This is a genomic window from Pseudomonas sp. QE6 (assembly GCF_041379005.1).
Taxonomy (GTDB): Bacteria; Pseudomonadota; Gammaproteobacteria; order Pseudomonadales; family Pseudomonadaceae; genus Pseudomonas.
This window is the reverse complement of sequence record NZ_CP166873.1, coordinates 4,478,121-4,504,641: the sequence shown is the minus strand read 5'-3', so window position 1 is coordinate 4,504,641 and position 26,521 is coordinate 4,478,121. Positions and strand designations below refer to the sequence as shown.

At 64.4% G+C, this 26,521-nt stretch carries 24 protein-coding genes; 14 read left to right on the top strand and 10 right to left on the bottom strand.

Annotated elements, in window-relative coordinates; all coding sequences use genetic code 11:
- Positions 1-9: 9 nt before the first annotated feature.
- From ACAW63_RS20575 to ACAW63_RS20560, 4 genes are all read left to right on the top strand, one after another.
- Complete coding sequence (locus tag ACAW63_RS20575; RefSeq protein ID WP_371228233.1) at positions 10-1,098, top strand: DUF3396 domain-containing protein; 1,089 nt, start codon at positions 10-12, stop codon at positions 1,096-1,098.
- Positions 1,099-1,239: 141 nt separating this feature from the next.
- Positions 1,240-1,962 carry a VRR-NUC domain-containing protein gene (locus ACAW63_RS20570; protein WP_371228231.1) on the top strand — a complete coding sequence of 241 codons (723 nt, stop codon included), beginning with the start codon at positions 1,240-1,242 and terminating at the stop codon, positions 1,960-1,962.
- A 15-nt stretch (positions 1,963-1,977) separates the two neighbouring features.
- Positions 1,978-3,066 carry a DUF3396 domain-containing protein gene (locus ACAW63_RS20565; protein WP_371228229.1) on the top strand — a complete coding sequence of 363 codons (1,089 nt, stop codon included), beginning with the start codon at positions 1,978-1,980 and terminating at the stop codon, positions 3,064-3,066.
- 212 nt (positions 3,067-3,278) lie between these two features.
- The gene (locus ACAW63_RS20560) at positions 3,279-3,389 is read left to right on the top strand and encodes an ATP-binding protein (RefSeq protein ID WP_371228227.1); all 111 of its coding nucleotides are present in this window, start codon (positions 3,279-3,281) and stop codon (positions 3,387-3,389) included.
- Between the two features lie 214 nt (positions 3,390-3,603).
- Here ACAW63_RS20560 and ACAW63_RS20555 read toward each other — a convergent pair whose 3' ends face one another.
- From ACAW63_RS20555 to pobA, 6 genes are all read right to left on the bottom strand, one after another.
- The gene (locus tag ACAW63_RS20555) at positions 3,604-4,179 is read right to left on the bottom strand and encodes a BRO family protein (RefSeq protein WP_371228225.1); all 576 of its coding nucleotides are present in this window, start codon (positions 4,177-4,179) and stop codon (positions 3,604-3,606) included.
- A 325-nt stretch (positions 4,180-4,504) separates the two neighbouring features.
- The gene (locus ACAW63_RS20550; protein WP_371228223.1) at positions 4,505-5,203 is read right to left on the bottom strand and encodes an FRG domain-containing protein; all 699 of its coding nucleotides are present in this window, start codon (positions 5,201-5,203) and stop codon (positions 4,505-4,507) included.
- Between the two features lie 39 nt (positions 5,204-5,242).
- Positions 5,243-6,397: a catalase family protein gene (locus ACAW63_RS20545; protein ID WP_371228221.1), complete on the bottom strand. Its 1,155-nt coding sequence runs from the start codon at positions 6,395-6,397 to the stop codon at positions 5,243-5,245.
- A gap of 274 nt (positions 6,398-6,671) precedes the next feature.
- Positions 6,672-8,579 carry a di-heme-cytochrome C peroxidase gene (locus ACAW63_RS20540; protein WP_371228219.1) on the bottom strand — a complete coding sequence of 636 codons (1,908 nt, stop codon included), beginning with the start codon at positions 8,577-8,579 and terminating at the stop codon, positions 6,672-6,674.
- 137 nt (positions 8,580-8,716) lie between these two features.
- On the bottom strand, positions 8,717-9,067 hold the full coding sequence (locus tag ACAW63_RS20535) for a hypothetical protein (RefSeq protein WP_371228217.1): 351 nt from the start codon (positions 9,065-9,067) through the stop codon (positions 8,717-8,719).
- A gap of 363 nt (positions 9,068-9,430) precedes the next feature.
- A complete protein-coding gene (pobA, locus tag ACAW63_RS20530; RefSeq protein WP_371228215.1) occupies positions 9,431-10,615 on the bottom strand; it encodes a 4-hydroxybenzoate 3-monooxygenase in 1,185 nt (394 codons plus the stop codon).
- Positions 10,616-10,721: 106 nt separating this feature from the next.
- Between pobA and ACAW63_RS20525 the strand changes: the two genes are divergently transcribed.
- From ACAW63_RS20525 to putA, 9 genes are all read left to right on the top strand, one after another.
- Positions 10,722-11,603 carry a helix-turn-helix domain-containing protein gene (locus tag ACAW63_RS20525; RefSeq protein ID WP_371228213.1) on the top strand — a complete coding sequence of 294 codons (882 nt, stop codon included), beginning with the start codon at positions 10,722-10,724 and terminating at the stop codon, positions 11,601-11,603.
- 6 nt (positions 11,604-11,609) lie between these two features.
- Positions 11,610-12,539, top strand: a complete 930-nt coding sequence (gene pcaQ / locus ACAW63_RS20520) for a pca operon transcription factor PcaQ (protein ID WP_371228211.1) — start codon at positions 11,610-11,612, stop codon at positions 12,537-12,539.
- A gap of 117 nt (positions 12,540-12,656) precedes the next feature.
- On the top strand, positions 12,657-13,376 hold the full coding sequence (gene pcaH, locus ACAW63_RS20515) for a protocatechuate 3,4-dioxygenase subunit beta (protein WP_371228209.1): 720 nt from the start codon (positions 12,657-12,659) through the stop codon (positions 13,374-13,376).
- Positions 13,377-13,388: 12 nt separating this feature from the next.
- Positions 13,389-13,994 (top strand): protocatechuate 3,4-dioxygenase subunit alpha, encoded by a 606-nt coding sequence (gene pcaG, locus ACAW63_RS20510; protein WP_371228207.1) that lies wholly within the window; start codon positions 13,389-13,391, stop codon positions 13,992-13,994.
- Positions 13,984-15,063 carry a cell division protein ZapE gene (gene zapE / locus ACAW63_RS20505; protein ID WP_371228205.1) on the top strand — a complete coding sequence of 360 codons (1,080 nt, stop codon included), beginning with the start codon at positions 13,984-13,986 and terminating at the stop codon, positions 15,061-15,063. The genes pcaG and zapE overlap by 11 nt, the downstream gene beginning before the upstream one ends.
- 490 nt (positions 15,064-15,553) lie before the next feature.
- Positions 15,554-16,396 carry an IclR family transcriptional regulator gene (locus tag ACAW63_RS20500; protein WP_275611571.1) on the top strand — a complete coding sequence of 281 codons (843 nt, stop codon included), beginning with the start codon at positions 15,554-15,556 and terminating at the stop codon, positions 16,394-16,396.
- 137 nt (positions 16,397-16,533) lie between these two features.
- Positions 16,534-17,706, top strand: coding sequence for a 5-demethoxyubiquinol-8 5-hydroxylase UbiM (gene ubiM / locus ACAW63_RS20495; protein ID WP_371228202.1), 1,173 nt, complete (start codon positions 16,534-16,536; stop codon positions 17,704-17,706).
- Between the two features lie 205 nt (positions 17,707-17,911).
- A complete protein-coding gene (locus ACAW63_RS20490; protein ID WP_371228200.1) occupies positions 17,912-18,232 on the top strand; it encodes a DUF2025 family protein in 321 nt (106 codons plus the stop codon).
- 387 nt (positions 18,233-18,619) lie between these two features.
- Positions 18,620-22,558 (top strand): trifunctional transcriptional regulator/proline dehydrogenase/L-glutamate gamma-semialdehyde dehydrogenase, encoded by a 3,939-nt coding sequence (gene putA / locus ACAW63_RS20485; protein ID WP_371228199.1) that lies wholly within the window; start codon positions 18,620-18,622, stop codon positions 22,556-22,558.
- Positions 22,559-22,940: 382 nt separating this feature from the next.
- Here putA and ptrC read toward each other — a convergent pair whose 3' ends face one another.
- Complete coding sequence (gene ptrC / locus ACAW63_RS20480; protein ID WP_275611575.1) at positions 22,941-23,132, bottom strand: type III secretion system co-regulatory protein PtrC; 192 nt, start codon at positions 23,130-23,132, stop codon at positions 22,941-22,943.
- Between the two features lie 204 nt (positions 23,133-23,336).
- Between ptrC and ACAW63_RS20475 the strand changes: the two genes are divergently transcribed.
- On the top strand, positions 23,337-23,672 hold the full coding sequence (locus tag ACAW63_RS20475) for a ribonuclease E inhibitor RraB (protein WP_152223940.1): 336 nt from the start codon (positions 23,337-23,339) through the stop codon (positions 23,670-23,672).
- Between the two features lie 124 nt (positions 23,673-23,796).
- Here the strand turns inward: ACAW63_RS20475 and ACAW63_RS20470 are convergent, their stop codons facing one another.
- The 3 genes from ACAW63_RS20470 to ACAW63_RS20460 form a co-directional block, all read right to left on the bottom strand.
- On the bottom strand, positions 23,797-24,534 hold the full coding sequence (locus tag ACAW63_RS20470; RefSeq protein WP_371228198.1) for a DUF2182 domain-containing protein: 738 nt from the start codon (positions 24,532-24,534) through the stop codon (positions 23,797-23,799).
- Positions 24,535-24,599: 65 nt separating this feature from the next.
- The gene (locus tag ACAW63_RS20465) at positions 24,600-25,229 is read right to left on the bottom strand and encodes a DUF1326 domain-containing protein (RefSeq protein ID WP_371228196.1); all 630 of its coding nucleotides are present in this window, start codon (positions 25,227-25,229) and stop codon (positions 24,600-24,602) included.
- Positions 25,230-25,422: 193 nt separating this feature from the next.
- The gene (locus ACAW63_RS20460; protein WP_371228194.1) at positions 25,423-26,082 is read right to left on the bottom strand and encodes a DsbA family oxidoreductase; all 660 of its coding nucleotides are present in this window, start codon (positions 26,080-26,082) and stop codon (positions 25,423-25,425) included.
- Positions 26,083-26,521 lie beyond the last annotated feature (439 nt).

Here is a 26,521-nt window from a genome sequence, read left to right as displayed (position 1 = left end):
GAAAATCTCATGGAACCGGAATTCAATCTGGCCGAAGAACTGGCCAAGCATCCCCATCTGCTGGAAATGCCCGGTAACCTCTTGATGAAGGGCGGGCGCGAGAACTATATCGGCGCCGTGCTCTGCCTACGCGGCACGCTCTATTTCAAGGAGGCCCATACCCCCCTGGTGCGCGAAGCGCTGTGCCAGTGCTTCGACGAGTTCAAACGCCTGGCCGAGCCCCACCTGACTTGGCTATGGCGTGAAGAGCCCCCGCAGGGAAAGCCACTGACTGCTTATGCTGACACCAAGTCGCTGCGCGAGATGATGGGGGCAATGGACGAAGACGACCATCTCAGCTTCTGCTACACCAGCGGCAAGCAATCTCGCGATGCCAGTGCTTGGCTCTTCGATGTTTTCGGTATGCGCGGCTGGAAGGCGAAGATGGGAGACGAACTAAGCGTGCTGGAGTTCTCTGTGCCGCTGCTGTACCAGGAGCAGAACCCGCTGAATTTCCTACGCCTATTCCTTGACTTCGCACGTCGACTGGCTCCGGAGCAAGGCTATGCCGGGCACGCATACAACCTTTCGCCTACCAGCCGAGACAACAACGAGCCCACCGAAGCCTTCATGGCCGCGCGGATGCCGGGACTGGATGTAGGAACAGCCGGCCTATTGGCCAATATCCCTGAGTTCAAACCGATCAAGATCAAGACCGTCAGTTGGCTGACCGTGCTCGACCAGGCGCGCCTGGAACTGGCCGGAGGCCTCGCGGCACTGCGCGCACAACTGCCATCCAGCCATTTCGCCTTCTACGACTACGGTAACGGTGTGGTGATCCAGGCCGGGGCCTACCCTTACCTGGGGGGCGATGCCGAAGACCCAAGGCCGAGCCCCTACGTGTTGCTCAACCATGTGCTCAAGAGCATCCGTTACGAAACCGTAGGTTCGCTGCACGGCGGCTCTCACGACGGCGAACTACGGCTGGTTGGCTGGTCGGCTGATCAGTGGCTCAAGCGCCTGGATGTGGAGGAGAGCGAGATACCCGCCTGGCGTGCCAAGCTGCTCAGCAATGAACCCTATCTGGATGCCACGAATACCTTGCCGGAACGTCTGTAGAACGGTCGTCACTACACAATCATGGAGGTCCACAGGCTCCAGCGGGCGCCGAGACTTGGGATGAACCAGCGGAAATGCCTGGAGCGCTGGAAGGTGTCGAGGGCATCGACTTCCGGACCTCCACGCTGACCTACCTGATCCATGCCGAGAGTCAGCAGCGTTCGCGACGAAACGCCGATAACCCTCAAGGTCACTTACCAGGACGGTGAACGGACCCGCGAAGTGCGGCTCGACAAGAGCAAGGTCTTCGGCGGCCAGCGCATACCGCTGTGCGGCATCGCCCGCCTGGGCGTCAACCAGAAGCTCGAATCCATGAGCCTGTCGCTGGAAACTCAGTCGCCCCTCCAGTCCCTGCTGGTCGAGGAACTCTTCGTTCTCCAGGGGCGCAGCTCGTACAAGCCCGAGGTCAGTTACGACATGACCAGGAATCCGCCGCAGCCGATTCTCGACAGCCACACCGGTAACAGTCCTCATGGCTGGATACCGGGCTGGATCAGCAAGTACTGGGACGACGACCCGGAGCATCCGCCGTTCAAGCCAGGCCGAGGCATGATTCGTCGACCCGACGTGGTGATCGTCAGAGACCCGACCAAGCCGCCGATCCAGGACAATATCAAGCAGGTGGTGGAAATGAAGTTTCCGCCTGATCCGCTCAACGAAACCCAAGCATTTGCCTACAGAAAGATCGCAGGCAACAAGAGCAAGGTTGTTGAGATGAAGTCCACCGACTGTGACTGTAGCCAGGAAAGCCAGGACTCCAATGTGCCTGTGGAAAAGCTCGGATGGGCTGCGGCCGTTGCAGGAGCGGTGATGTTCATCCTGACGCGTGGACGCTCCTCTCGACCAATGATCCCTGCCTATTGATTCGGAGGAAATCTCATGGAACCAGAACTCAACCTAGCCGAGGAGCTGGCCAAGCACCCCCATCTGCTGGAGATGCCTGGAAACCTGTTGATGAAAGGAGGCCCCGAGGACTATATCGGCGCCGTGCTCTGCCTGCGCGGCACGCTCTATTTCAAGGAGGCCCATACCCCTCTGGTGCGCGAAGCGCTGTGCCAGTGCTTCGACGAGTTCAAGCGCCTGGCCGAGCCGCAGCTCACCTGGCTATGGCGCGAGGAGCCGCCAGAGGGGAAGCCGTTGACAGCTTACGGTGACGCGAAGCCGCTACGTGAAATGCTGGCTGACATGGATGAGGACTACCCGCTGAGCTTCTACTACACCAGTGGCAGGCAATCTCACGATGCTAGTGCTTGGCTTTTCAAGATTTTTGGAAGGCCGGCTTGGGAGGCAAGAATCGGGGATGACTTAAGTTTGTTGGAGTTCTCCGTACCGCTGTTGTACCAGGAGCAACAACCGCTGAACTTCCTACGCCTATTTATCGATTCCGCCCGTCGATTGGCTTCAGAGCAGGGCTATGCCGGGCACGCCTTCAATCTGTCCGTGACGAACAGGGATGACAACGAGCCCACCGAAGCCTTCATGGCCGCGCGGATGCCGGGACTGGATGTAGGAACAGCCGGCCTATTGGCCAATATCCCTGAGTTCAAAGCGACCAAGATCAAGACTGTCAGTTGGCTGACCGTGCTCGACCAGGCGCGCCTGGAACTGGCCGGAGGCCTCGCGGCACTGCGCGCACAACTGCCATCCAGCCATTTCGCCTTCTACGACTACGGTAACGGTGTGATGATCCAGGCCGGGGCCTCCCCTTACCTGGGGGGCGATGCCGAAGACCCAAGGCCGAGCCCCTACGTGCTGCTCAACCATGTGCTCAAGAGCATCCGTTACGAAACCGTAGGTTCGTTGCACGGTGGCTCTCACGACGGCGAGCTACGGCTGGTTGGCTGGTCGGCTGATCAGTGGCTAAAGCGCCTGGATGTGGAGGAGAGCGAGATACCCGCCTGGCGTGCCAAGCTGCTCAGCAACGAACCCTATCTGGATGCCACGAATACCTTGCCGGAACGTCTGTAGAACGGTCGTCACTACACAATCATGGAGGTCCACAGGCTCCACCGGGCGCCGAGACGTGGGATGAACCAGCGCCAATGCCCGGAGCGCTGGAAGGTGTCGAGGACACACCCTCGACTTCCTGACCTCCACGCTGACCTACCTGATCCATGCCGAGAGTCAGCGCCCTCTGCCGGACGCGATATTGATCGACTCGCCGAGCAGCACTGGCAAGCATGTTCAGCGACGCCACATTGGCCGAAGCCATTCTGGATCGGATCACGCACCGCTCGCACCAGATTGTCCTCAAGGGTGAGTCAGTGCGTAAGCAGGCCGCCAAGGCATAAAGCTAAGCAATAGAGGGCGCAGCCCCCTGTCCATTTTCGCACCCGCTAAAAGTTTCTCGGCTCACATTGCCGGCTCGATTTCGAACCGCTGCGTTTGACGACTCCATGATGCTGGAGACAGATACCCGGAAAAGGTGGGTCGGAATTATTAGCGCGGGTGGGCAGAATCACTGGAACAAGGTGTCAGAATCACCCGCGCCTGGCATCCCTGGCGTCAGCTCCGCAATCGCTTCGCCCAGCCACTCCAGCCGCCATGGTCGGCAGCCGGCGAATGGCTGCCGATCATGCGCGGCAGGTCGCCAAAGCTCACCCAGAGCTGATCCTGCCACTCCAGCACGCCCAGGCACTGCTTCTCGAACTGCAACTGCACATGGCTCGGGCTATTGGCCGCGAACTGGCTGCGCACCTGCGGCACCACCGTGCTGCTGATCCAGCGCCGCAGCGAGTCGTAGTCCGGCACGTTGAACAGCACCAGCGCCTGGTGCACGCCGGATTCGCTCACCAGCACGTAGTCGAATTCGAGGCGGCCCTCAGTCAGCAGCCGCTCCTGGCGAATCTGGTCATCGGCCATGCGCATGGCCATGCGTTCTTCGTGCGGGTAGCCCGTCACGCGGCAGAAGTCGGAGAGGATGAACCAGACCTGATCGTCGATCAGCAGCGCGCGCAGTTGGCGGCGATTGGAGATGAAATGGAGCGGGGTGGGGGAGAGTGAATCGTCCTTGGTGGTATTCCTTAGGGAGCCAAAGAATTCGCCACCAGCCGCTGCTAATCGGTAATGGAGGCGAGCCACAAAGGGTTAGCAGTACCGATCCCGAAGGACGTCGGTAGGTCCGAAGAGCTCTCAATGAGGCCGCCAAGGACGGCTATCTCCATGTGAAAACAATCGTCGGGAAGTGCCGTGGCATTGTTCTTATGTGTTTCGGGCTGCTAATCCTGTCCCGTCGATTTCAAGGGGCCGTGCATTCCAAATTCTCCCGGTTTCGAGATGGATAGCTCATCCACTGGCCAGGCTAGTGTTAGAGGAGATGCGGTAAAAGCGGTAAATACCAATAGAATTAGCTCAAAAATCACCTAAATGTTTAATATTCTAAAAGCCATCCTTCTGCATGTATGGGTTACATCCAGTCAAGGGGGTTTGTCGAGCGCATGCTGCCACCATTTAGGCTTGTCTTGCACTCTTCGAGGATGTCTTTTGATATGCCGTCTAGGTTTGGATAGATGAATGAGGTCTTGATTCCGTACTTTCCGAGTTGCCACTTTATTTCTTCGCGGCAATTGGCTGGAAAAATGTATTTTCCAATGGACTTGTTGTTTTCAGATTGCGCATGTGGCGGATGGATGGTGAATAGGCCGGCTTGGTTTATGTAGCGTATGTCGGTATGTTTCGGTCGCAGGCCATATATCTTTTTTATTTGAAATGGATTGTCGTCGGTTGTAAGCCATTCGTGTTGTATCTTTTTGTAGACGGCGAAGTCGGCATCGTGACTTTGATTGGATGCAAAATACAGAGCGATAAGAGGGTTGGTAGTCCAGTCTAATAGTCTTGTCGGTATTCCATAGTGTTGGGCTAGATAGAGCCATTCGATTTTTGTCTTCGGCACGTGCTTGAGGTAAGGAAGTGCTCGGGATTGAAATTCTTCAAATATATCTTGCTCAAATTCCAATAGAGCTTCGGTGTTTTTTGCTGGTACTCTGGCTATCGAAGGTTTCAAATCGTAAGTTGATTTTGGAACTCCTCGAAATATCATTGTATGAGTGTCCCGGAGAGGGCGAGATAGAAACTCCTGCAGATTGTTAAGCCTTAGCTCTCTCATTCATGGTTCCTTAAGCGTTGCTAAAGGGTTAATCGACCATTACTCCCCGCCAACACCATTGCGCTGGTGCCGATAAACACTCACCGCCTCATAAACCGCCTTCCGCAACCGATTGATGCCCCCAATCGGCCGGTGCTCAGGCAGTGCATGCCAGGGGTTGTAGGAGAGGTTGTCGCAGGCGAGGTTCTGCTCGCGGCTGTCGAAGTCCTGGGCGGGGATGCTGACGGTGGCGACGGTCTGGAAGGGGGCGTCCTTTTCGCTCCATTCGACGCTGGTGTCTTCGATGGGCATGTATTTGCTCGGGTCCTGCTTTTGCACTTGCAGGGCGAAGCAGGCGGGCACGCGGTCGACCGAGAGTTGCTGGTACATGGCGGTGCGCAGGAAGTTGGGCTGCTTTTCGTTGAGCTTGGGTAGCTGGTAGGCCGGGCAGCCTTCGGTCATGGGGATGACGCGGTATTTGATGTTGTTCGCCTCGCCCAGTTTGTAGGGGGCGATGCCGCTGTAGCCGGCCTGCAGCGGGCTGTCCGGCGCGGGGGCGAGGGTTTGCAGGGCGATGATCAGGTGGCGGAGTTCCCAGGTGTTGGGCTTCCAGCTGGGGAAGAAGGCGCCGACTTTCTGGCCGCTGGCCTGGGCGGCGAAGTTCTGCCGGTATTCGGCGACGTCGCGGACGAAGAACACCGGGTGGTTGAACATGACGAAGTCCTGCTCGGTGTCGTGGCCCTTGCCGGGCATCAGCTTGGCGCCGGGGACGTCGAGCAGTTTGATGGCCATGCCGCGGGCATCGCGGGCGCTGTCGAACTGCGGGTAGGCGTTACCGTTGGAGAAGCGGACCATGGCCTCCCACTTGTGGCCCGGCTCGGCGAACACGCCCTGGCGCAGGCCGGGGGCGATGTCGCTGGCGACTGTGACCTGGGCCTTCACGCAGCCATGGGCCTTGGCGTGGGCGTCGCGCAGGACGCGGGTGTTGTCGCGGTGCTGTTCGACGATGCGCAGGGCGTCTTCGATGATGGCCTGGGTGAGTTGGGCTTCGCCCAGCGGGATTTCTTCCTTGGCGGAGACGGGGCCGGAGAATTTCCAGGCGTAGTAGAGGCTGCCGATGCCCCAGCCAAGCAGGCCGATGGCGGCGAGGGCGAGCAGCAGGCGGCCGAGCAGTTTGCCGAGGAGGAGCCAGAGGCGGGTGAGCAGGGATTGCATGGCACGGGGTCCTTTCGTGTTCTCTTTTTATGGAGGGGATTCCGTTCCCTGGCCCTTGTGGGTGCAGCGGGGTGGGCCTGGTGCTGGGCGTTTCCCTCTCCCTAGCCCTCTCCCTGAAGGGAGAGGGGACTGGTCCGATGTTTTGTGATGCTGAGGCGTTTGGGGCTAGCTGTAGGAGTGAGCTTGCTCGCGAACAGACTCCCCCGGCGACTCCGGAGTGAAGCAGGTTCGCGAGCAAGCTCGCTCCTACAAAGAGCCCGCTAGCTCGCGTGGCTTACTCGCACTTCGGTCCGGGCGTCCAGGGTTGGGTGGGGACGTTCGGGTCGAGCTTGGCTTCGTATTCGGGGTTGCCCAGCACCTTCAGGTATTCCACCAGCGCCCAGCGTTCTTCCGGACTGAGGGCGCGGCCGATGGCGCCGTCCTTGCGGCAGCCGTCGCGGAATTCGTGGCCGCCGTTGCCGTTGCCCGTCACGCTGGTCTTGTAGAGGAATCCGCCGGGGAAGCGTTCGGTGCGGTAGCCGGCGTACTTGGGGTCGTACTCGAAGCTGCCGACCCAGAATTGGCTGTCGCGCTCGGCCACCGGGGAGAGCAGCTGGAACAGGTTGGGCACCGAGCCGTTGTGCAGGAAGGGCGGGGTGGCCCAGATGCCATCCAGCGGGCGGGCCTTGTAGGCGCGCAGTTCCTGCACGCCGATGGGCAGGCCGTAGCCGTTCATGTCCTGCTGCTGTTCGGCGCCGATGTGGGCGTCGCGGTAGGCGCGCTGTTCGACGAAGGCGGTGACGTAGGCCAGACCCTTGGCGGCGGAGATCTTCGACAGGTCCAGTGGTACGTCGCTCTTCGGGTAGAGGTGGACGTTCATGCCCTGCAGCTCTTCGGCCTTGAGCTTCAGCGGGCGGATGTCGAAGCTGTGGTCGGCGATGTTGTCGGCGGTGGTCGGGTCGGTGCCGATCTCCTTGGTCGGGACCATCTTCATGCGCCACTCGGGCACGCGGGCCGGGGCGATGTAGTCCTTGGCGCCGGGCTCCTTCACGTGCGGGCCGTGGCAGTAGACGCAGTTGGCCTGGAACAGGGCGCGGCCCTGGGAGGCCTTGGCCAGGTCGATCTCGCCGAAGACTTCCTTCGGCCAGGTCGGCGGCTTGAGGTGCTTGAGGGTTTCTTCGATGGTGTAGAGGTCGCGCAGGCGCACGCTGGAGGCGTAGCGTTCGTCGCCCTGCACCGGTTTGCCGTCGGCTTCGAACAGGCGCAGGGTGGCGCCCACGCCGAGGGCTTCGCCGATGTTGCGGGCCATGGGCTGCATGGCGGAGCCGTTCCACTGCACCCAGTCGAATTTCCAGATGTCCCAGACCTGCGGGTAGTTCACCGGGGCGTTGGCGACGCGGTAGTTGGAAGCGTCGATGCCGTCGCCGAACACGCTGTTGGCGATGCGCCCGAAGGCGTCGGCGCGGCCGGGGCCTTCGAGGGTCGGGTAGAGGCCGCGGTGGGTGTCGTTCCAGGCGGTGGAGAGCAGGGTGCCGAGCACGTTGCGCACGTCGCGCTTGAGCGCGGCCTTGCCCTTGGGATAGCGGTCGCCCAGTACGCCCTTGGCGAAGCGGTCGAACTTCCACGGCACGTAGTAGGTGGCCGCGAGGCTCGCGCCCAGCGCCTGGCCGAAGGCGCCGCCGCGCAGTGTGGGCACGGTGGAGGCGATGGAGTGCATGGCGGCGCCGCCGTCGATGCGCACGGCGGTGCCTTTGTAGCGCAGCTCGCCGGTATGGCAGGCGGAGCAGGTGATGTCCAGGTACCAGGCACCCGTCTCGCCATCCTGGTGGCGGGCGAAGCCGACGGGCAGGTTGCCGGGGTTGGTCGGGTTGGCGGCCTGGGTGTCTTCGGCGTCGCGGCCGATCTGCTCGGGCTCGATGAGGAAGCCGAAGCGCGCGAGGTTTTCCGGGCTGGCGAACTTGTCCCTGGAGAAGGGCTGCTCCAGATGGGTGAACCAGTCGTAGCGCAGGCCTTTCACCTGGGTGCCCTGAGGCGTGTAGTAGTAGGTCTGGCGGTCGGCCGGGGTCCACTGGTCAAGGTGGATCATCTTTTCCGGCGGGGTGTACTGCGGCAGGTTGGGATGCGCGGTGTACCAGGCGATGACCGCGCCGATCAGGAGAAGCAGGAACAGGACTGCAAGCAGGACGCGGCCAAGAATGCGCATCGAAACTTCCTTGTTATTTATGCGAAAAGATTCGGACGTTTATGCCAAGTGTGTGGCGGATTGGCAAGGTGATGGCATGCGCGAATCAGGGTTTATCTGTCGGGAGTCGGCTCGCAGGGCGGTTGGGTTGGCACGGTTCAGGGCGCGGGGCGCAGGTCGAGCAGCAGGCTGAGGCTGAGCAATACGCCGATCAGCACGCCGATCACGCAGGCGATGATCAGCGGCCAGCGCAGGCTGCGGCTGTCGTCTTCCTCATCGGGCAGGCGGGCGCGGATGGCAGGCCAGAGTTCGTCCGGCGGCGGCAGCTCCGGCCAGGGTTCGTCGCTGGGGGCGGGCGGCGGCTGGTCGGCACGCTGGTAGAGCAGGGCGATCATCCAGTCCAGGGCGGCGCTGCGGGTGGGGTGGTAGCCGTCGGCGTCGGTCCAGATGTGCAGGAAGGTGTCGAGGAACAGGGCGTCCGCCTCCTCCTGCCGAGGCCGCAGGCGCAACGCCAGCGGGTAGAGTCGCGGTGCGACGCAGCGGTAGAGGGTGGAGAAGGCGCGCAGGTCACCGTCGCCGCTCTCGGCGAGCAGGTGGCTGAGGAAGTTTTCTTCGTCCTGTTCGATGCTGCCCTCCGGCGGTGACGCGGCGAGCGGGGCTGCGTGTGGAGGGTAAGGATAGATGGTGGGGCGCGCAGTGCTTCCTGCCTCGGCTTTCCTTCATCCCGGCAATGGTTGTGCGCACTATTCAGACACGGCTCCGGGCTGCTCTTCGCAGGAGCGAGCTTGCTCGCGAACCGCATGGCAGCGGAGTGCCGGGCAAGCTCTGTTCGCGAGCAAGCTCGCTCCTACAATAAGGGCGGCGCTTCGCCGTTAGATCACGTCCTCGAACGGCAGCCCCACGTAGTTCTCCGCGATGGTCGTGCGTCCGGCCTCGGAGCCGACGAAGTAGTCCAGTTCGGTCTCCAGCATGCGCCGGGTGAAGGCGTCGTTGTCGGGGAAGTTGTGCAGCATCGAGGTCATCCACCAGGAGAAGCGCTCGGCCTTCCAGATGCGCCGCAGGGCGATGGGCGAATACTGTTCCAGCAACTCGGTGCGGCCTTCGCCGTAGACCTTCACCAGGATGCGGTACAGCGTGTTCACGTCGCTGGCCGCCAGGTTCAGGCCCTTGGCGCCGGTGGGTGGGACGATGTGGCCGGCGTCGCCGACCAGGAACAGGCGGCCGTACTGCAGCGGCTCCACCACGAAGCTGCGCAGCGGGGCGATGCTCTTTTCCAGCGAGGGGCCGGTGATCAGCTGGCGCGCGGCGTCTTCCGGAATGCGGCGCTTGAGTTCTTCCCAGAAGCGCTCGTCGGACCAGTCTTCCACCTTCTCCTCCAGCCCCACCTGCAGGTAGTAGCGACTGCGGGTAGCGGAGCGCTGGCTGCACAGGCTGAAGCCGCGCTCGCTGCTGGCGTAGATCAGCTCGTGGTTGACCGGCGGGGTGTCGCTGAGCAAGCCGAGCCAGCCGAAGGGGTAGACGCGCTCGAAGATGCTCAGGCGCTCCGCCGGGATGGTCCGCCGCGCCACGCCGTGGAAGCCGTCGCAGCCGGCGATGTAGTCGCAGTCCAGGCGCACGCGCTCGCCCTGGTGGGTGAAGGTGACATAGGGTGCGTCGCCGGTGACCTCGTGCAGTTCCACATCGACGGCCTCGTACACGCTCAGCGCGCCGCTGGCGGCGCGGACCTGCATCAGATCGCGGGTGACTTCGGTCTGGCCGTAGACCATCACCTGCTTGCCGCCGGTGAGGCCCTTGAGGTCGATGCGTTCGCGGCGGCCGTTCAGTACCAGTTCGAAGCCGTCGTGCAGCAGCCCCTCGGCGTCCATGCGTTCGCCCGCGCCGGCTTGGCGCAGCAGATCGGCGGTGGTCTGTTCGAGCACCCCGGCGCGGATGCGGCCGAGTACGTAGTCGGGGGTCTGGCGTTCGAGGATTACGGTGTCGATGCCAGCCTTGTGCAACAGCTGGCCGAGCAGGAGGCCGGACGGGCCGGCGCCGATGATGGCGACCTGGGTTTTCATGGGGAAGGTCCTTTCGAGTGGCCTGTTGTTTTTGTTACCTGCATTTTTTGTGGATCGGATTGGGCTTTGAAGGTAATTTCCAACAGTCTTCTTGGACTTTTCATGGATGTGTTCGGTGATCGAACAAGCGCGCGACAATCCGGTTCCGGTATTCCGCCTGTATGGCGAGACCGCCGCCTGGCCGACGCCGGACCTGATTCACTGCGAATCCATCGCCTCGCGCAGCCGCCTGCACGACTGGGAAATTCGCCCGCACCGTCACGGTGATCTGGTGCAGCTGCTCTATGTGCAGTCCGGCGAGGCCGAGCTGGAGGTGGAGGGGCAGGTGATGCCGGTTCGCGAGGCGTCGCTGCAGGTCACACCGGCGCTGGCGGTGCATGGCTTCCGCTTCGCCGAGGACGTGCGCGGCTGGGTGCTGAGCATGGGCCTGCCGCTGGCCGAGCAGCTCGGTCGCCTGCTGGAAAGCACGGTGCTGGAGCAGCCGGCGTGCTTCTCCGTGGGCGAGGGCAAGCGCCATCTGGATGCGCTGTTCGAGTCCATCGACCGCGAATACGCGGAGCAGGTGCCGGGCCGCGACCTGATGCTGCAATCGCTGCTCAACATGCTGCTGGTCTGGCTCAGCCGCCGTTCCCAGGAGCAGTCCCGCGCCGAGGCCAGCCAGCAGGATCGCGGCGTCGAGCATGTACAGGCCTTCGCCCGCCTGCTGGAACGGGACTTCCGCGAGCACCGACCGATCGAGCATTACGCGGCGAGGCTGGGCATCAGCGCCGCGCACCTGAACGCCCTGTGCCGGCGCCTGGCCGGGCAGTCGGCGTTGCAGATGATCCACCAGCGCCTGCTGCTGGAGGCCAAGCGGCACCTGGTGTACACGACGCTGACCGTGCAGCAGGTGTCGGACAGCCTGGGCTTTTCCGAGCCCGCTTACTTCTCCCGATTCTTCAAGCGCTACGCCGGGGTTTCGCCCCGCGCGTTCCGCCAGCCCCGTTGAGCCGCCATGAATATCGATTCGCGTATCAAGTTCCGCCACCTGGTGTGTTTTCTCGAAGTGGCCCGGCAGGGCAGCCTGGCCCGCGCGGCGGACTTCCTGGCGGTGAGCCAGCCGGCGATCTCCAAGACGCTCAAGGAGCTGGAGGATCTGCTGGAGGCCAGCCTGTTCGAGCGCGGCAAGAGCGGCGCCAGCCTGACCGAGGCGGGCGTCGCCTTCCTGCGTTACGCCGGCCCTTGCGTACAGGCGCTGCGTGACGGGGTGAACAGCCTGCGCGGCGGCGAGTACGCCTCCAGCACGGTGCGCCTGGGCGTGCTCTCCACCGTGGAAAGCCTGCTGATGCCGGAGGTAGTGCGGCGCCTGCACGAGCGCCATCCGGCGCTGGTGGTCAGCGTGGTCGGGGGGCCCAGCGCGCACCTGTTGTCGCAACTGCGGGTCGGTGAGCTGGACCTGGTGGTCGGGCGCATGACCGAGAGTCCGCAGATCCAGGGCCTGGCCTTCGAGCACCTGTACAGCGAATCCATGACCCTGGTGGCCCGCGCCGGGCACCCGCTGCTGGGGAGTCCGCTGCTGCCTGCGGCGCTGGACGACTGGCCGCTGGTGCTGCCGCTGGCCGGCACCACCATCCGCAAGTCCGCCGACAGCCTGCTGGTGCAGAGCGGCCTGGGCCAGCCGCGCCGGCGGCTGGAAACCCTGTCCACGGTACTCGGCCGCCGTTATGTGCTGAGCAGCGATGCGCTGTGGATCGCTCCGCTGGATTCGGTGCGCCTGGACCTGCGCACCGGCGAGATGGTCGAGCTGCCGCTGAATGTGCAGGAGCCGGGCGGCTCGGTGGGAGTGTGCAGCAACTCGACGCTGCCGTTGTCCCTCGGTGCGCACTGGTGCCTGGAGGTGCTGCGCGAGGTGGGCGAGGCGTACCGCGAGGGGGCTTATCCATAACCGTTTGGTTATGGGTTCCGGGTATCTTTTCAATTTTCCGCGTCGGCCGGGCAGGGGACACTGCGTCGCACTGCCTGATGCAACAGGCTCCTATAAATCCAACAAGAGGAGACCGACATGTCCGATGCGGAAAACAGCCGCTTCGTCATTCGTGACCGAAACTGGCACCCCAAAGCCCTCACGCCCGACTACAAGACGTCCATCACCCGCTCCCCGCGCCAGGCGCTGGTGAGCATTCCGCAGTCGATCTCCGAAACCAGCGGCCCGGACTTCTCGCACCTGAAGATGGGCGAGCACGACAACGACCTGCTGCTGAACTTCAACCACGGCGGCCTGCCCATCGGTGAGCGCATCCTGATTTCCGGCCGGGTCATGGACCAGTACGGCAAGCCCGTGCCGCACACCCTGGTGGAGATGTGGCAGGCCAACGCCGGCGGTCGGTACCGGCACAAGAACGACCGCTACCTGGCGCCGCTGGACCCGAACTTCGGCGGTGTCGGCCGCGCGCTGACCGACAGCGAAGGGCGTTACATCTTCCGCACCATCAAGCCCGGTCCGTATCCCTGGGGCAACGGCCCGAACGACTGGCGTCCGGCGCACGTCCACTTCTCCATCAGCGGTCCGTCGATCTCCACCCGCCTGATCACCCAGCTGTACTTCGAGGGTGACCCGCTGATCCCCATGTGCCCCATCGTCAAGTCCATCGCCAACCCGGACGCGGTGCAGACGCTGATCGCCAAGCTCGACATGAGCAACGCCAACCCCATGGACTGCCTGGCCTATCGCTTCGACATCGTGTTGCGCGGCCAGCGCAAGACTCATTTCGAGAACAAGTGAGGAGGACCGAACATGCCTATCGAACTGCTGCCGGAAACCCCCTCGCAGACCGCCGGCCCCTACGTGCACATCGGCCTCGCCCTGGCGGCCGCCGGCAACCCCGCCCGTGACCAGGAAATCTGGAGCGAGATGGCCAAGCCCGGCGCGCCCGGCGAACACATCGTGCTGATTGGCAACGTCTATGACGGCAACGGCCACCTGATCCGAGATTCCTTCCTGGAGCTGTGGCAAGCCAATCACGAGGGCGTGTACGACAGCGCCTACGATTTGGAAAAGCCCTTCAACAGCTTCGGGCGCACGGCGACCACCTTCGATGCCGGCGAATGGCAGGTGCGCACCATCAAGCCCGGCGTGGTGAAGAACGCCGCCGGAGTGCCCATGGCGCCCCACATCAACCTGTCGCTGTTCGCTCGCGGGATCAACATCCACCTGCAGACGCGCATCTACTTCGAGGACGAGGCGCAGGCCAACGCGGCGGACCCGGTGCTGAACCGGATCGAGCAGCCCGAACGTCGGCAGACGCTGATCGCCAAGCGCTGCGAGGTGGACGGGAAGCTCGCTTACCGCTTTGATATCCGCGTCCAGGGTGATGCGGAAACGGTGTTCTTTGACTTCTGATACGCGACTTCACGTAACCTCCGCCGAAGCGGTCGCCGACCGCGTCCGGCGGCACTTCGCCGCCGCGCTCGACGAGCGCGGCTACCGGGCGGACGAGGCCCAGCTGGCGGCGGTGGACCACCTCGCCAGCTGGCTCGACGATTTCCTCGCCGGTCGCCATGGTTTCCTGCGCAAGCCGGTGGCCGGCGTCTACCTTTGGGGCGGTGTGGGGCGGGGCAAGAGCTTCGTCATGGACCACTTCTTCGCGGCGGCGCCCATCCAGGCCAAGCGCCGCGTGCACTTTCACGCCTTCCTGCAGGAGTTGCAGGGCCGCATGCTGGCGATCACCGGGCAGTCCGACCCACTGGTACGGGTGGCCCGCGCCATCGCCGAGGAAACCCGGCTGCTGTGCTTCGACGAGTTCCACGTGCATGACATCGGCGACGCCATGTTGCTGGGGCGCATGCTCAAGGTGCTGGTGGACGAGGGCGTGGGGCTGGTCTGCACCTCCAACTACCAGCCTGAAAACCTCTGCCCGAATCCGCTGTACCGCGAACGCTTCCGCCCGGCCATCGAGCTGATCGAAAAGCGCTTCGACGTCGTGTCGCTGGATGGCGGCCATGACTACCGCGAGCAGAGCAGCGCACTGGAGGAGTGGGGCAGTTTCCTCTGGCCGGCGACGACGGACGATTTCGATTTGATCCATGACCGCTTGAGGTTGGCGGACGACGCGAACTTCAACGAAGTGCTCAACGTCAACCATCATCCGCTGAGAATCCACGCCCATGATGGCTACAGCGCCTGGATGGATTTCAGCGAGATGTTCGAGCGGCCGCGTTCGGCCAGCGACTACCTGTGGCTGATCGAGCACTTCCCGCGCATGGCCGTCAGCGGTCTCGGCCCCCTGGCGGATTACCCGCCAGATGTGAGCATGCGCTTCCTCAACTTCATCGATATCGCCTATGACCGGCAGCTACGGTTGCAGCTGTTCGCCTCGGTGTCGCTGGAAGAATTGGCAGCCGGCGGGGCGGCGGTGGATTTTGCGCGGACGTTGAGCCGGTTGCGGCAGTTGAAGCTGGAGCCGCTTTAAGCGCGAGTTTCACCTACGGGGCCGGGTGCTGCTGTGGGATTTCGCGGACAAGGTCCGCTCCTACGGGAGCAGATCGGCGCGCGGCGTTGCTTTTCGTAGGAGCAACTGTCTTTTACCGGGTTAATCCCTGCCTGCGCTTCCCCCTCACCCCATCCCTCTCCCTCAGGGAGAGGGAGCCGTCCGTGTCGGCTGACACTACGGTTTCATCCTGCACCGAACAGTCCCCTCTCCCGCTTGCGGGAGAGGGTTAGGGTGAGGGGCCCTTGATCTTGTAGGAGCGGATCTTATCCGCGAAAGGTTTCGTCTGGCGCCGAGGTGTTCAGGAAAAACACAGTTCCCGAGCAGTGATCAGAAGGCCCTCTCGGTCCCGCGAAAACCGGGCGGCCGGTGCGTCACTCAACCTTCGTTCGATAATCGGTCATTTGTGTTGCGATAATCGCCCGCCCGTATCGATAATCGCCCGGAGCCCGCCTGCCAGGACCCACAAGAAATGACCGACGCCCCTCGTGCCAGCTTGCCGCCCCTTGCGCCGCCCATCGTTGCCTCGCCGGCCAAGCGTATCGAAGCCTTCACTGGCGATCCGAACTTCATGACCTCGCTGGCCCGCGGTCTGGCGGTGATCCATGCCTTCCAGGAGCGCAAGCGCCACCTGACCATCGCGCAGATCAGCCATCGCACCGAGATTCCCCGCGCCGCCGTGCGCCGCTGCCTGCATACGCTGATGAAGCTCGGCTACGTCACCTCCGACGGGCGCACCTATTCGCTGCTGCCCAAGGTGCTGACCCTGGGCCACGCCTACCTGTCTTCCACGCCGCTGGCGGTCACCGCCCAGCCGATCCTCGATCGCCTGAGCGAACAACTGCATGAAGCCTGTTCGATGGCCACGCTGGAAGGCGACGAAATCCTCTATATCGCCCGCTCGGCGACACCCCAGCGCCTGATTTCGGTGGACCTCAGCGTCGGTAGCCGGTTGCCGGCCTACTGCACCTCGATGGGCCGCATCCTGCTTGCCGGCCTGGACGATGAGGCGCTGGAGGACTACCTGGCCCACGCCGACCTGCAGGTGAAGACCAGCCGCACCGTGCATACCCCGGACATGCTGCGGGCGAGCATCGCCGAGATCCGCCAGCAGGGCTGGGTGATCATCGACCAGGAGCTGGAGGTCGGCCTGCGCTCCATCGCCGTGCCGCTGAAGGACTCCGCCGGCCAGGTGCTGGCGGCGCTGAACGTCGGCACCCATGCCGGACGGGTGTCGCGCCAGGAGCTGGAAACCCGCTTCCTGCCGGTGCTGCTGGAGGCCAGCCGCGAGCTGGGCACCCGGCTGTTCCATTGAGCGGCGGCATGCCTCCATGGAGGTATGCGCCGTGCCGCCGCAGGGGCGGCGCTGCGGCGTACTGATCCACGGCAACGAAAGCGCCGGGCGGCCAACCTAGACTCCGGGACCGCCCATCCCCGCGAAAGGAGTCACCCATGCACGTGGACATCGCCATCGTCGGCGCCGGCCCTGCCGGGCTGTGCCTGGCCCGCTCGTTGTCCGGCAACGGCCTGTCGGTCCAGTTGATCGAACGCCAACCGCTGGCGGGCCTGGCCGAGCCGGCCGAGGACGGCCGCGAGATCGCCCTGACCCACGCCTCACGCGCCGAGCTGCAGCGGCTGGGGATGTGGTCGCGCATCGACCCGCAGGAAGTCTCGCCATTGCGCGATGCCCAGGTGCTCAACGGTCCGTCGCTGTTTGCGCTGCGCATCGAGGCGGGGCAGGCGGGGGCCGAGCAGTTGGGCTACTTCGTGGCCAACCAGGCGATCCGCCGCGCGGCCTTCGATGCGGTGCACGAGTGCCCGGACGTGTCGCTGGTCTGCGGCCGAGCGCTGCGCTCGCTGCGAGTGGAGCGCGAAGGCGTGCAGCTGACGCTGGACGATGACAGCCAGGTGCATGCGCGCCTGCTGGTCGCCGCCGACAGCCGTTTTTCCGAGACGCGACGGATGCTCGGCATCGGCGCGAGCCTGGAGGATTTCGGCAAGACCATGATGGTCTGCCGCATGGCCCATGAGCGGCCGCACCACAACGTGGCCTGGGAGTGGTTCGGCTACGGCCAGACCCTGGCGCTGCTGCCGATCAATGGCGATCGCTCCTCGGTGGTGCTGACCCTGCCGCAGCGCGAGATGGCGCCGCTGCTGGAGCTGGATGAGGCAGCCTTCGCCCATGAGATGGAGCGGCGCTTCGACCGCCGGCTGGGCGCGATGCAATTGCTCGGGCCGCGCCATAGCTATCCGTTGGTGGGCGTCTTCGCCGATCGCTTCGCCGGCCCGCGCAGTGCGCTGATCGGTGATGCCGCCGTGGGCATGCATCCGGTCACTGCCCATGGTTTCAACTTCGGCTTGCAGAGCCAGCGCCGTCTCGCCGCGGAGGTGCTGGCCACCCACAGGCGTGGCGGCGACATCGGCGGTACCTGGCCGCTGCGCCGTTACGCCACGGCTCATCGCCTGGCGACCTGGCCGCTGTACCAGGCCACGCGGCTGATCGTCGGCATGTACACCGATCCGCGTCCGCCTGTGCGCCTGCTGCGCAATGCGGGTTTGCGCCTGGCGCAGGGCTTGCCGCCGCTGCGGCAGGTGATCGCGCGGCATCTGGCGCAGGGGGCGTGACGGAACGCCGGGCGTATGCAAGCCCTGTAGGAGCGAGCTTGCTCGCGAACCGCCCAGCGCTGGAGTCCTCGGGAAAAACCATTCGCGAGCAAGCTCGCTCCTACAAGAGCCGGCCCGCGTCGTGGGGCAGAAAGAACGATCCAGCCGCCGTCAGAGCGGCCCCTCCTGCGTGCGCAATCCATAACAATCCGATCCAGGGGGAACCATGGCCATCACTTCCAGCGACATCTGCAAGGCCGCCGACGGCCTTTGCGGCTTTGTCGGTTTCAACCGCAAGACCGGCAGGTACATCGTGCGTTTCAGCGAAGACTCCTTTGGCATGGACGTGGCCGAGGACAGCATCCAGCCGGCCTGCGAGTTCGTTTGGGTGCTGCGGGCGGGCGACGTCATGACCCTGAGTCGCGAGTGCCTGGAAATCCTCGCCGCGCAGAACATCAACGACCGCCTCAATTTCAGCGAAGCGCTGCTCACCTACCTGCGGCGCACCGATCTCCCGGAAATCGCCGCGGAACGACGCCTGAAGTAAGCCAATTCGGCGAGGTGGCCGGTTGTGCCGGTCGACCTCGCGTACTGCCGGTGCTGCCCGGCGGCAGGGCGCCGACTCCTGTCGTTCTCCATCTCCTTGGTCGCTTCCACGAGCGCAACCTGCCGTGCCCTGGCCTATGCTGTCCGGGTTCGCCTTGTGTCAGGGTGCAACCTGTTCGTCCTGCGGGTTATACCTTGGTCGCATCCGCCTGTCGGCATGATCCAGTAGGTGGAGAGTGGCTGGGCTCCGTGCACCTTGCGGGCGCACTGAGCCCCAGGGCTTCGGGCGGGTCGCGAAAGAGTGGTTGCACCTGGTTGCACCTTTGTGGGCGGCGGTTTAACCTTGCGCCGCTTTGCACGCTCCAAACTTTTAACAATAGGACGACCCATGGCCACCACTACCCTCGGCGTGAAGCTCGACGACGCCACCCGTGAACGTCTGAAGCTCGCCGCCCAGCAGCTCGACCGTACCCCGCACTGGCTGATCAAGCAGGCGATCTTCACGTACCTCGAACAGGTCGAGGGTGGGCTGACTCCCGCCGAGCACTCCGGGCTGGCCGCCGCCGCAGGCGAAGAATCCGTGGACTCGCTGAGCGAGCAGGGTCTGCAGGTCTTCCTCGATTTCGCCGAAAGCATCCTGCCGCAGTCGGTACTGCGCGCCGCCATCACCTCCGCCTACCGCCGCCCGGAAACCGAGGCGCTGCCGATGCTGCTGGACCTGGCCCGTCTGCCCAAGGAGCAGGCCGACGCCGCCAACAAGATGGCCCTGGGCATCGCCGAGAAGCTGCGCAACCAGAAGAACGCCGGCGGCCGCCAGGGTCTGGTGCAGGGCCTGCTGCAGGAGTTTTCCCTGTCGTCCCAGGAAGGCGTGGCGCTGATGTGCCTGGCCGAAGCGCTGCTGCGCATCCCGGACAAGGCCACCCGTGACGCGCTGATCCGCGACAAGATCAGCAACGGCAACTGGAGCCAGCACCTGGGCCAGAGCCCATCGATGTTCGTCAACGCCGCCTCCTGGGGCCTGCTGATCACCGGCAAGCTGGTGTCGACCCACACCGAGGCGGGCATGTCCTCGGCGCTCAACCGCATCATCGGCAAGTCCGGCGAGCCGCTGATCCGCAAGGGCGTGGACATGGCCATGCGCCTGATGGGCGAGCAGTTCGTCACCGGCGAGACCATCGCCGAGGCCCTGGCCAATGCGGCCACCATGGAGTCCAAGGGCTTCCGCTATTCCTACGACATGCTCGGCGAAGCCGCGCTGACCGACGAGGATGCCAAGCGCTACCTGGCCTCCTACGAGCAGGCCATCCACGCCATCGGCAAGGCTTCCCACGGCCGCGGCATCTACGAAGGCCCGGGCATCTCCATCAAGCTCTCCGCGCTGCACCCGCGCTACAGCCGCGCCCAGTACGACCGCGTGATGGACGAGCTGTACCCAACCGTGCTCGGTCTGGTGAAGATGGCCCGCGACTACGACATCGGCATCAACATCGACGCCGAGGAAGCGGACCGCCTGGAAATCTCCCTCGACCTGCTGGAGCGCCTGTGCTTCGAGCCGAGCCTGGCCGGCTGGAACGGCATCGGCTTCGTCATCCAGGCCTACCAGAAGCGCTGCCCGTACGTGATCGACTACGTGATCGACCTGGCCAAGCGCAGCCGCCACCGCCTGATGATCCGCCTGGTGAAGGGCGCCTACTGGGACAGCGAGATCAAGCTGGCCCAGGTCAGCGGCCTGGAAGGCTACCCGGTCTACACCCGCAAGCCGTACACCGACGTTTCCTACCTGGCCTGCGCACGCAAGCTGCTGGCCGTACCGGAAGCCATCTACCCGCAGTTCGCCACCCACAACGCCCACTCGCTGTCGGCCATCTACAACCTGGCCGGGCAGAACTACTACCCGGGCCAGTACGAGTTCCAGTGCCTGCACGGCATGGGCGAGCCGCTGTACGAGCAGGTGGTGGGCAAGGTCGCCGACGGCAAGTTCAACCGCCCGTGCCGTATCTACGCTCCGGTGGGCAGCCATGAAACCCTGCTGGCGTACCTCGTTCGCCGCCTGCTGGAGAACGGCGCCAACACCTCCTTCGTCAACCGCATCGCCGACCACAGCATCTCCCTCAAGGACCTGGTGCTGGACCCGGTGCTGCAGGTCGAGCAGATGGCCGCGCAGGAAGGCACCCTGGGCCTGCCGCACCCGCGCATCCCGCTGCCGCGCGACCTCTATGGCGACGCTCGCCTGAACTCCGCCGGCATCGACCTGGCCAACGAGCACCGTCTGGGTTCGCTGTCCTCGGCGCTGCTGTCGAGCACCAACCAGGCCTACCTGGCCGCGCCGATCCTCGGTCTGGTCGACGCCGCCCCGGGTGAGCCGCAGCCGGTGCGCAACCCGGCCGATCTGCGCGACGTGGTGGGCCACGTGCGTGAAGCCAGCGAAGCCGACGTCAACAACGCCATCCTCGGCGCGCTGTCCAGCGCGCAGATCTGGCAATCCACCCAGCCGGCCGAGCGTGGCGCCATCCTGCAGCGCGCCGCCGACCTGATGGAAGCCGAAATCCAGTCGCTGATGGGCGTGCTAGTGCGCGAGTCGGGCAAGACCTTTGCCAACGCCATCGCCGAAGTGCGCGAGGCGGTGGACTTCCTGCGCTACTACGGCGCCCAGGCCAGCACCCACTTCGCCAACGACAGCCACCGCCCGTTGGGCCCGGTGGTGTGCATCAGCCCGTGGAACTTCCCGCTGGCGATCTTCAGCGGCCAGGTGGCCGCCGCCCTGGCCGCCGGCAACACCGTGCTGGCCAAGCCGGCCGAGCAGACCCCGCTGATCGCCGCCCAAGCCGTGCGCATCCTGCTGGAAGCCGGCGTGCCGGCCGGCGCCGTGCAGCTGCTGCCGGGCCGTGGCGAAACCGTCGGCGCCCGCCTGGTGGGTGACGAGCGCGTGCGCGGCGTGATGTTCACCGGTTCCACCGAAGTGGCTGGCATCCTCCAGCGCAACATCGCCGGCCGTCTCGACGCCCAGGGCCGCACCATCCCGCTGATCGCCGAGACCGGCGGCCTAAACGCCATGATCGTCGACTCCTCGGCCCTGGCCGAGCAGGTGGTGGTGGACGTGGTCAACTCCGCCTTCGACAGCGCCGGTCAGCGTTGCTCGGCCCTGCGCGTGCTGTGCGTGCAGGCCGACGTCGCCGACCGGGTGATCGCCATGCTCAAGGGTGCGATGGCCGAGTACCGCGTCGGTGCGCCGGAGCGCCTGCACACCGACATCGGTCCGGTGATCGACGAGGAAGCCAAGGGCAACATCGACAAGCACATCCAGACCATGCGCGACAAAGGCCGCAAGGTGTTCCAGAGCGCCCGCGTGGACGCCGAGGAGATCAAGCGCGGTACCTTCGTCGTGCCGACCCTGATCGAGCTGGACAGCTTCAGCGAGCTCAAGCGCGAAATCTTCGGCCCGGTGCTGCACGTGGTGCGCTACGAGCGTTCCGAGCTGGACCAACTGCTGGCGCAGATCAACGCCAGCGGCTACGGCCTGACCCTCGGCGTGCACACCCGCATCGACGAGACCATCGCCCAGGTGGTGGAGAGCGCCCATGTCGGCAACCTCTACGTCAACCGCAACGTGGTCGGCGCCGTGGTCGGCGTGCAGCCGTTCGGTGGTGAGGGCCTGTCCGGCACCGGTCCGAAGGCCGGTGGCCCGCTGTACCTGTACCGCCTGCTCTCCACCCGTCCGCAGGATGCGGTGGCCAAGCAGTTGCAGGGCGACGGTGCGCAGGCGGTGGGGCGTCCGGCCGAGGCGAGCAAGGCGGTGGAGGCGCTGACCCAGTGGGCCAGCCAGAACGAGCCGGCGCTGACCGCGCTGATCGCAGGCTATGCCGAGCTGTCGCAGAGCTACACCGTGCAGGTGCTGACCGGCCCGACCGGCGAGCGCAACACCTACAGCCTGCTGCCGCGCGAACACGTGCTGTGTCTGGCCGAAGACCGCGCCGACCTGCTGGCGCAACTGGCCGCCGTGCTGTCCGTGGGCAGCCGCGCGCTGGTCCTGCAGGCGCAGAGCGAGCTGGTCACCAGCCTGCCGAAGGAGGTGCAGAAGCGCATCGACCTGATCGCCGACTGGGCCGCCACCGACAGCGCCTTCGACGCCATCCTGCACCACGGCGATTCCGATCAGCTGCGTGCGGTCTGCGAGCAGGCGTCCAAGCGCAAGGGTGCCATCGTTGGCGTTACCGGGCTGAATCGTGGGGAAACCGACATTCCGCTGGAACGCCTGCTGATCGAGCGCGCCCTGAGCGTCAACACCGCTGCCGCCGGCGGCAACGCCAGCCTGATGACCATCGGCTGACGTCCGTGCCGGGAGCGTGCCGCAAGGGTGCGCTCCTGGCGAGCTTTCCGGCCATCGCTCGATGGCCATCCGGCCTGCCAGCCTTCGGGTGGAGCTATCCGCTCCGGGCAGTCCGCTTCCCTCGCGCAGTTGCGCACTCCGTATCGGGCCGAGCGCCCGGCACAACGGCGAAGCTATCCGCTTCGCCGTTTTTCTTTCGAATGCTTTCCTGGTCCGCAGGTGCTGCTTGTAGCAGCGCGCCCTGTGCGCGAGGTGCAGGCCATGGTTCGCGAGCAAGCTCGCTGCTGCGAAGAGCGGGTCAGTGCATGCCTGTAGGAGCGAGCTTGCTCGCGAACCGGGGTGACCAGATGAGGACGGGATGTATTGGCGGCACAAGTACCCTTCAGGCCGCGGAGCCCAGTGGCTCCTGGCGAATCAGTTCACGCAGCGCCCGGCGTTCGGCCGGCGGGGTTGCTGCGCGATGCAGGGCCAGGCTGCCGTCCGCTTCGGTGATCGCGATCTGGGTTTCGAACTGCAGTTGCAGGTCGTCCAGGGTGATGTAGGTGATGCGGTAGGCCTCGTCGGTGCGGTTCATGTCGGCTGCTCGATGTGGGAGGGCCGCGGGCCCGATGGCGGAATAATCTCGCCGGGTGGGCTAGGGTTGAAGTGAATAGCCGTGATGGTGAACATCACGGCTGGCGATGGTGCCGGCGAGATTTTCCGGCACTTGTCACGCAGGACGGGTATCCTGCACGGGCGTGTCCAGACGGCCACGCTGACTTACAACTGGAGCAGTGACATGAGCCGCGACAAGCAGCTTTTCCCGGACGACGAAATCGGTGACGCCCTGTGGGCCCTGCAGGAGGACGGTGAGGACCTTTCCGTCGAGCACGAGGTAGAGTTCGCGGTGATCTTCCCGGACGAACAATCCGCCCTGGACTTCGCCATCATGCTGCTGCAGAACGGGCAGAAAGTGGCCTACTCGGAATATGACGGCAATGACCAGCTGCCTTGGCAGGTCCTGGCCTATCCGGTGATGGAGCTCAGCCACGAGCACATCAGCGGCTATGCCGCGCTGCTGTCCGAGCACTCCGCCGACCTGGGCGGCCAGCTGGACGGCTGGTCGGCGCTCTGAGCGGCTGACGTGTCAAGGAACGCGGCGATTTTGCAGGCGGTGTGAAAACGCGCTGACTGCAAGGCCAGGCCAACGCCCCGACAGGTTCGGGGCGTTGGTGTTTCTGGGGAATGGAAAGCCGTGGCTAGCTGCCGTGCAGCAGCAGGAGTCCCCACAGCGCCAGCAATATCCCCGATGCGCGGCTGAGCCAGGTGCCGCCGGGCAGGTACTTCTCCAGCAGCACGTAGGCGCCGATCAGCGCGACCCACAGCAGGTTCATCAATCCCACCACGAACAGCACGCCCATCAGCGCCCAGCAGCAGCCCAGGCAATACAGTCCATGGGCCAGCCCCATGCGCCACGCACCGGATGGGCCTGGCCGCCAGTAAGCCAGCAGGAACTGCAGGGGGGACTGGCAGCGGTGCAGACAGGCATGTTTGGCGGGCAGGAACTGATAGAGGCCGGCGCCCAGCAGGAATGCCGCTCCCAGCCAGTGGTTCTGGCTGCGCATCTCCGTGCTGAGCAGAGCTCGCTGGTCCAGTAGCCATTGCAGCAGCGTGGCGACCAGGCTGAACCCGCCCCAGACCAGCAGATAGGCGCCGCAGAAGAGCAGCAATGCCAGGTTTCGCTGGTCGGCGGGGAGTCGCCGACGAGTGCTGTGCTGATACAGGAGGAACATCGGCGTGGCGCTGGGGAGCATCATGCCGACCATCATGATGCTCCACATGGCGAACATCAGCAGGGCGTCGCGCAGTGTCCAGGGCATCGGCATGCCTTCCATGGCCATCGCCAGCATGCCCCCGGGAGCGGCCATGCGCCGTGCGAGGTCCAGCAGGAACAGCCAGGCGACCCCGGTAAGGGCAGACAGCAGGATCAGCAGCAATGCCGCTTGCCGACTCAACCACCTTGGGGCCGCACGGGGGCCGGAGCTGGACTCCGAGGACACCGTCAGCGCACCACGCCCTGTCCCGTCAAGTGCAGGTGTGCCAGGTGAGCATGGCCGCCTTGCGAGCTGATCCTGATGCCGCCCTGTGCGTCGAAGCTGCCGCTGCCCATTTCCGCCTCGGTGAACTCGAAGCCGTCCGGCAGCGTCAGGCGGGCCCGCTGCGGCTCACCGGTCACCGGATTGCGAATCGGCTCGCCCGTGGCCTCGAGTACGCCAGCGATGCGAGTGTGCGCACTGCGTTCATCGACGTCGATCTGCATTTCGATAGGGACGAAACAAGGCTCGAGCACTTCGCTCAGGGTGGTGCTGAATACCTGGAACACCGTCGCCCCCGGCAGGCTTTCCGCACCTGACAGGATGGTCAGCAGGGCTGCGCGTTGCTCTGGCGTCGCGCGCTCCTCGATGAAGACCTGGCAGCGGCCATTGCCTTGGTGGATGGCGCCAGGCCAGGCAAAGGTGCCGACCCAGCAGAGACCATCGAGCACCTGGTTCTCGAAGTGGCCCTTGTCGATTCGCATGCTCACCACCGCTTCGCACTTGCCGTGGGTCGGAAGTGAGCTGAATTGGCACGGACAACCCCAGTTGCAGTTACAGGACGCAAACTCGACGCCTTCAAGGCGCCAGTCAGCCATTGCCATGGCTCACCTCCTCGCCGCATGGGTTTGATTGCAGCATCTGCCCTGATTAATAACGCTAGCAGAGGCGTTATGCGGCGAAGCGGCAGCCGACCGGGGGTTCATGGGGCGGGGCGCCGTCAACGGGGATGGTCCAGCAAGGCGGACGTTCATCGGCCATGGTGCGGTTGGCATCCGAATGCGACGCGTGTCATTCCGGCAACGGTGCGTTGCGCGCCACCTGGCGCAGTGCCTGCTCGTAGTAGTCCACGCTCTGCGCGCCGGAGATCAGCTGGCGGCCGTTGAGGATCACCGCCGGTACGGCGTGGATGCCGCGGCTGGTGTAGAAATCCTCTTCGGCCACCACCGCGTCGGCAAAGGCGTCACCGTCGAGGATTTCCCGCGCCCGGACGGCATCCAGGCCGACGCTGACGGCCACGTCCAGCAGCTCCCGGGCATCACTCGGGTCGCGTCCCTCGCCGAAGTAGGCGTGCAGCAGGGCCTGCTTGAGGGCCACGTCACGGTGCGACTCCGCCGCCCAGTGCAGCAGGCGGTGGGCATCGAAGGTGTTGTAGATGCGGTTGCGCTTCTTCAGGTCGAAATGCACGCCGACTTCCTCGCCCAGGGTGCGCAGGTGTTCCTGGTTGCGGGCGATCTCTTCGGCGCTGCTGCCATATTTGCGCTGCAGGTGCTCCACCAGGTCCTCGCCCTCGGGCGGCATGTCGGCGTTGAGCTCGAAGGGCTTGATGTGCAGCTCCACGGTCAATTCGCCGTCCACGCGGCGGATGGCTTCCAGCAGGCCGTTCAGGCCAATGGCACACCAGGGGCAGACCACGTCGGAGACGAAATCTATGGTGATGCTATCGCTCATGGTGGCGATCTCCGGCAAATGGGCATGGTTCAAGGATGGACCCGGAAGGGCGGTTCGATCCAGTGGCGGGCTTGGCAGGTTGAGTGGTTGTTTAATGTTATTTCTCTAAAAATATTGTAACTATATGAATTTTAAAGAATTAAATCTCTTGATAAATGACTTTAACAAGGGCGGCTGCCTGAGGCTCGTCTGCGGGAAGCAAAGCCTTGGAACTCCGGCCTTCTGACGCGTATAGGTCGGCTGGAGCGTGAAGCCTATTAGTCATGTAAAGAATTGATTTAAATGTATAAGTATATGATTTATATGGATTATTAATCTTTGGGTGACGAAATTGCCGCGGCGGGCGTTCACAGGCCCTCCGGGTGGCTCTCGGGGAGGCGATGGCTACCGCTGCAGTACGCCAACGGGACGGGGGCCGACGCAGCCGGTCGGACGGCCA